This is a genomic window from Thermoanaerobacterium butyriciformans, assembly GCF_017874545.1.
Classification (GTDB): Bacteria; Bacillota; Thermoanaerobacteria; order Thermoanaerobacterales; family Thermoanaerobacteraceae; genus Thermoanaerobacterium; species Thermoanaerobacterium butyriciformans.
The window spans coordinates 1-12,892 of the sequence record NZ_JAGGLT010000047.1 but is presented as its reverse complement, the minus strand read 5'-3'; the positions used below and the strand labels follow the sequence as shown (position 1 = coordinate 12,892).

The following is a 12,892-nucleotide window of genomic DNA, read 5'->3' as shown; positions in this document are numbered from 1 at the left end:
ACTTCGATATTTAATTTTTAAAAAGTCATCAAAAGATGGCTTGTTTGCTATGCCATTTTATTCTTATTGCAATTTGTACTTTTAATTTCAACCTTTCCCCTCCCATGAAGAATGTTAAAAAATCTTAAAAATATGTTTTATAATACCACCCCCTCCATTGGACATTAAATATTATATATATGAGTAGAAAAATATTTTTAAATCAAACAAGTGTTTAAATAACTTTAATATATCTACCCATATATACCATCATCTTACACTTAACGTTTACTAGTGTTATCAAATAACATTTGTTCTGGATAAAAGAAATTTAAAAGAAATTAAATCAAACAAATCAATATAAAGGAATAAAAATATGTTTTTATCAATACTTGTTTTAATTTCTAACTTTAATTTATGAGAATATTATAGCTCGAAATTTTTTTAATAAAATAGAAATTTTTTACATGATTCTTTAATTTTTTTACTTTGTTCACCCAACAAATAAACTTGTTACATTTTCTTTTAATATGTGGTAAAATATATGATAGATATTTTGATTTGTATAAATATCACAATAATAAAATTTAAAATCAGTTAAATTCATTATTTCATGTATTTTACAAGGTGATGTCATTAATTTAAATATTACTCCAAAGGAGTTAATGCTATGTTAAAAAGATTTATTAAAAAATTCAGAGATCTAAATATATCATCCAAAATAGTATTGTACTATTTGTTTGTTTTAATCGTTTCAATCTCTTTTCTTTCGATCACTTATAATGAGATAAATAATAATATAACTAACAGCAAAGTCATGCAAGTTTCTAATGAAATTGTTTCAAATATTAATTCCAGTATAGAATCACTAATAAATACCGTTGACAATCAGTCAAAAATTTTAATATCAAGTCAAATACTACAATCAGCTTTGTCAAACGGAAATGCAGGCAACTATGCAAGCTATATACAGCCAATGAGTAAATATTTGTCAGATTTTTTAAACTTTAATGATTTTATTTCGTCTATATATATATTTGACAACAGAGGAAACGAATACTTTGTAGATAATGTTTCTTATAAAAATATTAATTTGTCTGTGCTAAAATCGGCTAATTGGTACGATAAATTGATAAATTTAAGAGGTGCTTATATATTAATAGCTAATAGTGGTAGTTTGATAAATGATAGTAAAGGAAACCAAGGATATGTATCTTTCATAAGAGTGATAAACGATATAAATAGCCAAAAGCCAGCAGGATTTATGATAATAAATATTTCTAAGTCTTATTTGTATAAGTATATAAATAGCTCAATAAATACTTATACATCTGGTATCATAATAAAAGACGAGAATGGTAACAGTATAGTAGAGCCGACTAATATAAGCAAAAGTTTGAATGACGAGATATTCAATTATATAAAACCCAATAATTCAACTATAAAGAAAATTGACGGAAAAGTGTACATTATTTCGGATCTTAAAAATAATTTTGGCTGGAATATAATAAGCGTCACACCATTTAATGAACTTAACAGTCAGTTTTGGATATACAATTTAATACTTCTATTGGTAATAGTCATAAATATTGTATTGCTTATTTTAGGGCTTTTATTTATATCTCTATTTATCACACAGCCTATAATAAAGCTGGTAAACTCTATGAAGGGAATAAAGGATGGAAAATTTGAAAAGGTAAATATTATAACCGGCAATGATGAGATAGGGATGCTAAAAGATGTTTATAACAAGATGATCGATGAAATCAAAAAATTGATTGGCGACATCATTAACGAGCAAAAGATGAAAAGAAAATTGGAACTGGATGTAATGCAATCGCAGATAAAGCCTCATTTCCTGTTTAATTCTTTTGATGCAATAAGTGCCTTGATTTTAATGAATGACACGAAAAACGCCAGTAAAATTGTGAAAGCTCTAGGAAAGTTTTATAGATCTTTTTTGATGAATGGCAATGAGGAAATCACCATAAAAGAAGAGCTTGACATAATAAAAAACTATCTTACAATACAAAAAATAAGGTTTGGAGATAAGTTTAATGCTGTAATGAATATTGATGGGGGCGTATTAAACTATAAAATACCTAAGCTTATATTGCAGCCATTAGTCGAAAATGCCTTGAACCACGGCGTGAGAAATAAAGACGGTCAAGGAATCATTTCAATAAAAGCTTTATATGACAACGATCAAATAAAACTCATAGTTGAAGACAATGGAAAAGGCATGAGTGAAGAAAAGATTAGAGAAATCGAAAGCGGCATGTCTAAAGGCGTTGGCCTTGGATCGACAATAGAAAGGTTGAAGATATATTACAATTCTGCAGATGTAGTAAAAATTTACAGTAAAATAGATGAAGGTACAAAGATTGAAATAACTATCCCGAAAAATAAGGAGGATCAGAATGATGAGTGATAAAATAAAAGTGCTTATTATTGATGATGAGTATCTTGAAAGAAATCTATTAAAAAGCTGTATTGATTGGAACACGCTTGGAATGGAAATAGCAGGCGAAGCATCAAATGCAAATGAGGGATTTAAATTAATAGACGAACTTAAACCAGATGTAGTCTTTACAGACATAAAAATGCCAGGAATTGACGGCATAAAATTCAGCGAATCTATTTTACAAAAATATCCTGCAATAAAAATTGTCATCTTAACTGGTTACAATGACTTTAATTACGCTCAAAAGTCTGTAAAAATAGGGATATCTGATTTTTTGCTTAAACCGATAGATGAAGATGAAGTCTTAAATACTGTATCTAACCTAAAAGCAGTCATAGAAAGTGAAAGGAAAGAGAAGGAAGAATTTGAAGAATTAAAAAGACAGCTTTACGATAATCTGCCTTATTTAAGAGAGCGATTTTTAAATGAGCTGATAAGTGGCAATTTAGATGACAAGTTGATAAATGAAAAGTTAGAATTTTTTGATATATCTCTGGATGGCAGCATTTATCAAGTCGCCGCTTTAGAGATTATCAATTCAAATGATATAAACGAAGAATTTCGTCTGATTCAAAACTTTAAAGTGACTAATTATGTAAAAAATTATTTTAAAGATTTAAAAAGGATCATCGTCTTCACTGACTCAATGAATAGAATTATCATCTTAAACACCGATGAAAAAATAGATCTGTATAAAATCTGTATAAGGTTGAAAAACAAAATCGTCAAAGATATTGGCTGCACTTTAAATATAGGTATAGGAAATATAAAAGGAAAGATAAGGGATATAAAAGTATCGTACATTGAAGCAATAGACGCATTAAACTATCACATAGCAGTTGGCAACAATAATGTCATACATTACAGAGATGTACAATTTACAGAAAGCAAAACTGGTATTGACACCAATCATCTGTTTAACGAATTGAGATTTTACCTGAAATCGGGTTTAGAAAACGATGCAATAAATGTTGTAAAAGATGTGTTTTCTAATATAGATCTTAAAAGCGAAAATGCAATTAAGTTAATCCGCGTTGCTGCATTAAATATTATATCAATCTGCTTCTCCGTGTCATTAGAGTTAAAAGAAAACTTTGATGATATTTATTTATCTGAGGTAGAGTCTTACAACAAAATCATAAATATAGAGACGCTGCCTGACATGATTGAATATATATCAACAACTGTAAAAAATACGATTAAGGCAGTAAACAAAGAGCAGATAAGCAATATCAATAATTTGATTGATAATGTTAAAAAATTTATAGAGGAAAATATCAGCAATAGCAATCTTTCACTGTCGTACGTTGCTAAGCACTTTTACCTAAATCCCAGCTATTTAAGCAGGACATTTAAAAAAGAGACAGGCATAAACTTCATAGAATACCTTACAAATAAGCGAATGGAAAAAGCAATAAATTTGATAAAAGAAAAAAATATGAAATCATTTGAAATCGCTAATGCAGTCGGCATACAAGACCCAAATTACTTCTCATCGTGCTTTAAAAAGTATACAGGTTTAAATGTAAGTGAATACAAAAAATTGATAAAAAATATTGTATGAGGAGATCTGACTATATCAAATCTCCTCATACTTTTAACGTTTAAAGCTCAAGTAAAAATTGCATAGCTAAATCATCAAATCCCCTCATAGGCTCATGGCCGTAATCAGGATATACTTTTATATCCTTCTTTGATTTTATATTGTTGTATGCCGCAAAAACAGTTGATGGCGGACAAACTTGATCCATCAATCCGACACACATCAACACATCGCCTTTTATTCTCTTCGCCAGATTCTTAACATCTATATAGCCAAGCTTAGTAAACACCTCATTTTCTCTTTCATGTCTAGGATCAAAAAGCCTAAAATAGTCTGTAATCTCTTGGTATGCGTTTTTTGCAAGGTCTAAATCCCATACCCTCTTATAATCAGATAAGAAAGGATATTCAGATACGACTTTGCGTATACGGGGTTCTAATGATGCGCACGCCAATGCTAAACCTCCGCCTTGTGATGGCCCCATGACTCCAACTCTATTTTCATCAACTTCGGGCATATTCATTACTATTCCTGCCAATTGTGCAGTATCTAGAAAAATATGCCTGAATAACAAGTTGTCAACGTCGTCGTCTAATCCTCTGATTATATGTCCATTTAGAGTATTCCCTTTTACGCCGCCAACATCTTCAGAAAGACCCCCTTGTCCTCTTGCATCCATCGCCACAACTGTAAAACCTGCCGCCACGTAATTTAATTTGTCATTCCAGTCCCCTGAATTTGATGAATATCCATGAAATCTTATTAGTGCAGGATGCTTTCCATCTGTTTTAGGCTTTATATACTTTGCATGTATCCTTGCACCACGCACGCCTGTAAAGTACAAGTCGTAACACTCTGCGAAAGGCACTTGAAAGCTGCTGGGATTAAGTTCAATTTTGGGATCAACAGATTTCATCTCATTTAAAGCCCTGTCCCAATACTTATCAAAATCTTCCGGACATGGGTTTGTACCAGTGTATTCCTTAAGTTTTTGTAATGGCATATCAAAAAGTCCCATTTTTACCCTCCTAAATCACATCAATATCCGTTTATCTTGCTATCATCAAGTCCTATATACGTGCTTGATTCGTCTATTACTTCAGTCAATTCAAACAAAACAACAGCATTTTTCCCCAATTTAAATTTCAAATTGACATAGCCATCATCTGATGTAGCTCTACTTGTTTTGATTTGCGGCCTCGCAATATCTCTTAAAGTTTTAATTTGCTCTTTGTTTGGAAACCTCGGCCTTCCCATGTGTATCCAGGCACCCCAAGGATTGCCGTGATCCTCATCTATCATCTGCTTCTTTATAAAGACATCTTTGAATCCTACAGGTATTTCAAGTTCGTATTCTTTATCTGGATTTTCTGTCTTCTCCATTATCTCATTCCAAGCTATAAGTGCAACTGAACCATCATCTCTTCTCGTCACAAGCATATGGTCATCTCTGTAGAGCACTTCTTCACCCATAGAATTGAAAAACTTAAACATGTGGAAAGTCGGCTTTGGTATCTTATTTAATGCAACTAGTCCAAATCCTCCATGAAACTGCGATCTTGGAACATCCTTCTCCTCAAACACATCGCTGAATGTCCAATATGAAAATGAGTCAACGTAATCTCCGCCTTCACTTAAAATCCTCGCAAGATACGCCGCATTAAATGGCGTGTCATGTACAGGATTTAACGGGCTGTAAGATGTATTGTACTCTGTTATGTGAAAAGGAAGATTTGGAAAAGGTGAATTTCTTATAATCTCCCTGACACTTCTAAATTCGTTAAGCATATATTCAGATGGCATGATCTCTTGATATATAAGATGCGGAGTGTACTCTCCCTGTTTAGATGTATACGCATGGCGAGACACAAAATCAACAGGAACATTCTCCTCATTACAGAAATTCAAAAAGTCTTCTATCCAGTAGTCAGCTCCGCCGCATATAGCTGGACCTCCAACTTGTAGATTTTCATTCACTTCTTTAATCGCCTTTGCAGTAACCTTGTAGAGCTTAAAATACTCCTTTTGATCTGCATCTTTCCAAAATTCTTTTAAGTTAGGTTCATTCCATATCTCAAATGGCCACTTTAAGACTTCTTCAATCCCATATCGAGAAATAAAGTGATTCACAACCGCTTTGACAAGGCTGCTCCACCTATTATAATCTTTAGGAGGAGTAACATTCCCCTCCCAATAAAATACTGTCTGAGTGCCTGACGCTAGTTTTTTAGGCATAAATCCGACTTCCACGAAAGGCCTTATCCCTAATTCCAAAAATGAATCAAAGATTCTATCTATATACGTGAAATTGTAAAACGGCCTTATGTCGTTACCTACTATGTCCTCACGGTAAATACCTACATCGTCGCACAAAAGTCCATGTCCGCGTATATACTTAAAGTCTATATTTTCTTTCACAAATTTGTATTACTCGTCCTATTGCCCCTTTTTCTACTAATTGTCCTGCATAGACAGATGCTTCATTGTGAAGCCTTTCACCATAGTAGACTGCATATTTCCTCTTCGTCTTTTTTACTTTGTCTTTAGCTTGCTCCAGTTGCTCTCTTGTTGTCATTGGAGGCTTGTCTGCAAAGTAGTCTTTTCCTGCATCCATTGCTTTTAAGCCTATGTCACATCTTTCTGATGGTATTGCTGCACTTGCTACCAATTTAACTGAGTTATCCATCAGTATTTCATCTTCGTCTCTGGCCTTTTTGGCAGTAGGAAATGCTTTTATGAATCTTTCTACTTTCTCTGGGTCTTTGTCATATACCCATTTTACCTGCGCACCGGCTTCTATTAGTCCTTTTGTCATGCCATATATGTGGCCATGATCTAGTCCAATTGCTGCAAATTCAAAATCTCCTTCACTGAAGACTTTTTTAGCTTTGCTTTCTGGCATATAGTACATACCGTTTTCTCTGCTCATTTGGTATTCCTTCTTCCTAGATTTAAGCTACAATTTTAATACACATTTATAAGTTATATTGATTATCTAGCCTATGCTCATTTTTTAAACAAATCAAATTTCTCATAATTTTTCATATTAACCTTTTCCGTCTTCCTTCCCCAATTAACATTCATTTCGGAAAACAATTTTTTGTTTTCACTTGCGTATTCAATTATCTCTCTTATATTCTTGATATAAGTAAATTTTTTCCCATCCTCTATATTAACTTCAATAAACTCATCAGGAATATCAAAAATTTCTTTAGATGACTCAAAAGCTCCATTAGATGCAAGTACAAAATTTCTCGTAATTTCAACTGGACAATATAATTCTTTACCTTTAAATAAATGTTCTATCATGTTTTCATATATCTTAACAAATAAATCTTCTTTACCACCATCATATACTTCTTCATTCCCATCAAAATACTTTATACGAAATTTATTATCATAATTCCAATACACATTCGCTTTTTCAGCTTCAACAATTATATATGGTAACTCTTCTCGCTTATTACATAGTGTTGAATAATAATATACCTCTATTCCTTTTGTTGTTACTATTTTAACGCAAGCTGTATCCTCACCTTCAATCTTATGTCCATGATACAGCTCTGAAATCACCTCTTTGGGTTCTCCACCTCCCTTTTCTGAAGACTCAGCTATAATTAATTCATTATTCAACAGATGAGCTAATGGATTATTAATTGACCCATCTAATACATAATTATTATTAACAACTAACTTACCTGCCCAATTATTTCTTTGGTAATAACTATCATCTCTTTTCCAACAGCCAACACCTATAATTGTTTTAATCTTTCCTAATTTCCCTGAATTAATATATTCTATAAGTTTTCTAAAAGCTTTACCAGAAGTATTTTGAAAATCAACTGCGCAAATCTTATTGTAATTTCTTTTTGCTTCAATTATTGCATCAATATCTTGAATTGTAACAGCAGGTGGTTTTTCTAACAACACATTAAATCCTTGTTTTATTGCATCTATTGCCATTTGAGCATGAAAATGAATAGGTGTAGAAATAACTACAAAATCCAAATCTTTCATTTCATTTAACATTTGTCTATAATCTTTATAATATTTAACTCCATTTAATGATAATTTATTTATTATATCTTTATTTTTCTCATAATTTACTTCAGCAATAGCTTTTAAATTCACCTTTTTTCCTTCTAATAAGCTTATTGATCTTAAATGAATACTACCAAAGCCACTAATTCCTATTAAACCTATTCCTGCTAAATTCAAAATGCTCATCCTCTCACTATTGATTTTAAGGTATCAATACAGACTTTACTGTGCTTCTATTCGCCATATCCATTAAAGCTTGTGTAGCCTCAGATAATTTATATTTATTTGTTATCATTTTTTTAAACAATTCCTTATTATTTAATACTAAATTAGCCGCCATATAAAGATGTTTCGTATCACTTACCCAAATACCTTGATATCTTAAATTTTTCCTTGTTATATCATAATAACAATCAATTGTGACTGTACCATTTGGATCACCAAAACCAAGTGACAAATAATTTCCTCCATTTCTAACTAATTTAATTCCTTCGCTAACTGCAGATGGATGCCCTACTGCTTCAATTGCTAAATCTACACCCTTTCCTTTTGTTATATCCATAATAATTTCTTTTCTTTGCTCTAATGTAGTCAAATTTCTATCAAGCACAATGGTTGCACCAAATTCCTTACACATATTTAATCTTTCTTTTGTACCACCAATTACAATAATATTTTGTGCTCCATATTTTTTCGCAAATAATATTGCATAAAGTCCAATAGGTCCTGGACCTTGGATTAAAACAGTATCACCAATATCAGGTGAAATAGTGTCAAATGCATGTGCACATGTCGCTCCAGAACATGACGCTGACACTAATACTTCTGGTTCAATATTACTTTCTATCTTTAACACTTTGGTATTTTGGACAAGATATATATATTCAGAATAGCATCCTCTCAAATAAGGTGGTTGATTGCATCCCACACTTATTCCATATGTCCATCTGTCTTGGCACAAATATGGTTCCTTTTTAACTGTACAATAATAACATTTACCACAAGTTACGCCTCTATCCCAAATTATTAAATCTCCTTCTTTTAGCTCATAACCATAAATATCTTCCCAATTTCCTGAAATCGCTTCAACCCGACCAACACCTTCATGGCCAAGAATCATTGGTAATTTCGCTCTTGGATCATTACCTTTGAATATATGTGCATCAGAACCACATACTCCAGCAGCTTCTATCTTAACTAAAAGCTCACCATCTTTTGGTAATTTCAATTCAAATTCCCTCATAACAAGAGGTTTATTGAATTCTTCGAGGACCATTGCACGTGCTTTCATCTATATCGCCTCCAAATCTTGTGGCTTTATAGGTTCAATCCTATTTACTTCAATTTCGTTTTTTTTGTTATCAAGTTTGCAAACATGATAAAAATTATATTTTTCATTTCTTGGCTTCGGCAATAAATCATCAGATCTTTCAAACATAAGATGTGGTCCACGGCTTTCCTTACGCAATATACAACTTTTTACAATAGCTTCCGAAATCAAAAGCATATTTTCAAATTCTAAAATACCTGTATATTCAATTGGTTTTATTTGTTTTGCTTTTAATTCATTTATAAGACCTAATGCTTCTTGTAAGCCATCAGGATACCTTATTACGCTTGCATATAAATCCATTACATATCTAAGCTTTTCCTTTGCTTTTTCTAAATTTATTCCACTTTGGGATATAAAATCTTTATACCTTTCAAATATGTCACGTGCTTTAAGAAGTCCAACATCCTCGTCTAAATCTACACTTAAAGAAAATTCAAAAGCATTTTCCCCTGCAACTTTACCGAAAACCTGAGTATCCAAAAGTGAATTCCCGCCTGGTCTATTTGCTCCATGTTGCCCTCCTGCACATTCACCACATGCATATAAACCCGCAACATTTGTTTGAGCTTTCTGTCTTATTTTTACTCCACCTTGAAAATGTTGAATAGATGGCTTAATTTCTAATAAATCCTTTTTTAGATCAATTCCCCTTTCAGAAAACCACTTTATCGTTTGCGGATTTATTTCTTGTAATCTATCAATTGGAGTTAATCTACAACTTGTCAATTCTTTTATCTCATCATAATATTTCTTTTTCAAATCATCTCTTAAATATTCAAAATTAAATCCACTAGGGTTCTGTCCGAAATCTAGAAAAACCCTATTTCCCCTCATTATTTCCCTAAAAACAGCAACATCTATATTCCAAGTTTTGTGTTCAGCACTAATTGGCCATGTTGAACCTTTTTCAAATATGTCATTAAATGTTATACCATAATTAATTAAAAACTCTTCTCCTTTATCATTAACAAACCTTGGTATACATCTCATTATACTTCCAGAACATGCAATCTTCGTTTTTGGCGATGCTAAACCAATTTGGATGAATTCCATATTAACAAGCTCAGCACCTGCCCTTAATGCCATTGCATATCCATCACCTGTCATCCCAATTGGATAGACATTATTACCATAAATCTCCCCTGCCCCACCTGTTGCTAATATTACAGATTTTGCAAGAATAATTATTTCATGTTCATCTATAAACCCAACCGCACCAAAAATTTTATTATCTACCACAATTAAGTCACTTACCATTACATTTTCTAAAACTTCAATTTCTTTGATTTCACTAATTTTTCTCACAAGAGCCTTTTCTATTTGAACTGCAGTATCTGGTCCAGTAAAACAAGCTCGAGCATATATCGAACCATCAGTTACAAACTGAGACGGTATATCATTCTCTTTAACAAATGGTACTCCTAATCTTTCTAAATAATAATAAGCTTCTGCTGAATTTTTTGCTAAAATTTCAGCCAAGTCATAGTCGGAAACAAATCCGCCAATCTCATAAATATCTTTAGCGTGGTATTTCCAATTATCGTTTATTCGCGGACAAGTTGTAGGAAGTGTTACATGAAAAGCCATTCTATCGGAATATGCTAATGCAGTTGTACCACAAGCACCAAGTCTTCCTTTTACTGCAATAATTATTTTTATATTTTTATTTGAATTATGCGCTCTTTCATAGGCTGCAATTGCCGCTCTAAGTCCTGCGCCACCACCACCTATTACCAAAACGTCAGCTTTATATACCACTTTAATTTCTCTCCTTTTCAACCATTGAAATTGCATTAACAGGGCAAACTTCAATGCATAATCCACACCCATCACAATTTTCTTTTATCATAAATTTTTCTTTATCGTTTTTAATTGCATCATATATACAAACATTAAAACACTTTCCACAACCAATACATTTATCCTTATTTATACTTGCGACTCCCCAATGTCTTCTATCAACTGATTCCATATCAAGAATTTTATCACAAACTTTGCCTTTAAAATCATTAATGGTGCGATATCCTTTCCTATCTAAATATTGTTCTAAATATTTATTTATTTGTTTTATTACTTCATAACCATTTAAAAAAACTGTTGTAACAATTTGAACAGCAGATGCCCCAGATAATATATATTTAATAGCATCTTCACCATTCATTACGCCTCCACTAGCACTTATACTACACTTTAATTTTGGCGATACAGCACTTATCCATCTCAACCCATACATAATAGCCCATGGTCCACCATGCCCTGCATATCCACCATGTAAAATTGGTATTTCTTTTTCTATATCTATATCAAGACCTGTAAATCTATTAAACATAACAAGTCCATCAGCTCCCGCTTGTTCTAGCCTCAATGCATCAGATCCTGGATTTGCAGATTGCGGTGTCATTTTGGGTATTACAGGTATCTTAACGTTATTTTTTACTATTTTCGTTGTATGCACCATTTCTTCAATAATGTTCATGCCAGACATAATGTGTACTCCATGAGGGCATGAAAGATTAAGCTCTATTGCATCAGCTCCCGCTTCCTCCATTAATTTACTATATTCAATCCAAGCATCATCCGTATAGCAATTAATACTAGCGATAACAGGTATACTCAATTTTTGTTTTGCATTAAAAATAAATTCTGCATATTCTTGTGGATTCAATTCACTTGCCTGCTCATATGTGTAAAACGTAAATGTATTAGTATGTTTTACTATCTTAAATCGAGGTGTCGGTGATTTTCTAGAAATTTCCTTCTGAAATAAACTTTTAGTTACTACAGCACCTGCTCCACATTCTTCCGCTCTTTGCAACAATTCAATAGAACCAGTTATACCAGCAGAACCTACAATTATAGGCGTTTTGAGATTTAAATTAGCATAAGTTGTAGATAAATTTAACATTTTAATTTCCTCCTCATAAGGATTCATAAATAAAAATAAAAAAATTTGTATATTATTCCGTTACTTAAGAATACCATTCTTGCTCTATAGAATTCTTTATTATTTTTCTTCCCTCTTTTAAATCCTTGATGTATCCTAAGGCCATAAGTTGGACTATCACATTACCATAGATTGAAGCTTCCACAGGCCCTGTTATGACTTTTCTACCTGTAACATCCGCAGTTAACTTACACAGGAACTTATCCTGTATCCCTCCGCCAACCATATGGATAGTATTTATTTCTCTTCCCACAATGTCTTCTAAATTGTTTAAGCAATTTTTGTATTGCTCAACTATACCATTGTAAGCAGCTCTCGCTATGTCACCGATATCCTGAGGCAAACCCTGCCCCGTTTCTACACAATATTGCTTTATTGCTTCAGCCATATCATCGGGAGCTATAAATAATTTGTCATCGGGATTAATGATAAACTCTTCATGCTCAGCTTTAGATGCCATCTGGCTGATCTCTGGAAACTCTATTTTTATACCATTGATTTGAGTGTCATAAGTGACATTTTTTAAGCTACTAATAACAACTCTGCTTGGATTTTACCTGTTTTTGTAAGAATAAATTTGATTTCGAT

Annotated in this window: 10 protein-coding genes; 2 read left to right on the top strand and 8 right to left on the bottom strand. The window is 32.3% G+C overall.

Annotated features, from left to right (window positions below; all coding sequences use genetic code 11):
• Positions 1-649 precede the first annotated feature (649 nt).
• Both J2Z80_RS14340 and J2Z80_RS14335 read left to right on the top strand, forming a co-directional pair.
• Positions 650-2,410 carry a sensor histidine kinase gene (locus J2Z80_RS14340; RefSeq protein ID WP_209454995.1) on the top strand — a complete coding sequence of 587 codons (1,761 nt, stop codon included), beginning with the start codon at positions 650-652 and terminating at the stop codon, positions 2,408-2,410.
• A complete protein-coding gene (locus J2Z80_RS14335) occupies positions 2,403-4,007 on the top strand; it encodes a response regulator (protein WP_245301371.1) in 1,605 nt (534 codons plus the stop codon). The genes J2Z80_RS14340 and J2Z80_RS14335 overlap by 8 nt, the downstream gene beginning before the upstream one ends.
• Positions 4,008-4,047: 40 nt before the next feature.
• Here J2Z80_RS14335 and J2Z80_RS14330 read toward each other — a convergent pair whose 3' ends face one another.
• The 8 genes from J2Z80_RS14330 to J2Z80_RS14295 all read right to left on the bottom strand — a co-directional run bounded on the left by J2Z80_RS14330 (position 4,048) and on the right by J2Z80_RS14295 (position 12,764).
• Complete coding sequence (locus J2Z80_RS14330; protein WP_209454993.1) at positions 4,048-5,004, bottom strand: acetylxylan esterase; 957 nt, start codon at positions 5,002-5,004, stop codon at positions 4,048-4,050.
• Between the two features lie 20 nt (positions 5,005-5,024).
• The gene (locus tag J2Z80_RS14325) at positions 5,025-6,404 is read right to left on the bottom strand and encodes a GH39 family glycosyl hydrolase (RefSeq protein ID WP_432422732.1); all 1,380 of its coding nucleotides are present in this window, start codon (positions 6,402-6,404) and stop codon (positions 5,025-5,027) included.
• Positions 6,382-6,915: a Gfo/Idh/MocA family oxidoreductase gene (locus J2Z80_RS14320; RefSeq protein ID WP_082243628.1), complete on the bottom strand. Its 534-nt coding sequence runs from the start codon at positions 6,913-6,915 to the stop codon at positions 6,382-6,384. Before J2Z80_RS14320 ends, J2Z80_RS14325 begins: the two co-directional genes overlap by 23 nt.
• A gap of 77 nt (positions 6,916-6,992) precedes the next feature.
• Positions 6,993-8,204, bottom strand: coding sequence for a Gfo/Idh/MocA family protein (locus tag J2Z80_RS14315; RefSeq protein ID WP_209454992.1), 1,212 nt, complete (start codon positions 8,202-8,204; stop codon positions 6,993-6,995).
• Between the two features lie 25 nt (positions 8,205-8,229).
• Entirely contained in the window at positions 8,230-9,318 is a 1,089-nt protein-coding gene (locus J2Z80_RS14310) for a zinc-binding dehydrogenase (RefSeq protein ID WP_132775658.1), read from the bottom strand.
• Positions 9,319-11,118, bottom strand: a complete 1,800-nt coding sequence (locus J2Z80_RS14305; RefSeq protein WP_349292615.1) for an FAD-binding protein — start codon at positions 11,116-11,118, stop codon at positions 9,319-9,321. It abuts the gene before it with no gap.
• A gap of 1 nt (position 11,119) precedes the next feature.
• Complete coding sequence (locus tag J2Z80_RS14300; RefSeq protein ID WP_209454991.1) at positions 11,120-12,265, bottom strand: 4Fe-4S dicluster-binding protein; 1,146 nt, start codon at positions 12,263-12,265, stop codon at positions 11,120-11,122.
• 64 nt (positions 12,266-12,329) lie between these two features.
• Positions 12,330-12,764, bottom strand: a complete 435-nt coding sequence (locus tag J2Z80_RS14295; RefSeq protein ID WP_245301368.1) for an FGGY-family carbohydrate kinase — start codon at positions 12,762-12,764, stop codon at positions 12,330-12,332.
• Positions 12,765-12,892: the final 128 nt, after the last annotated feature.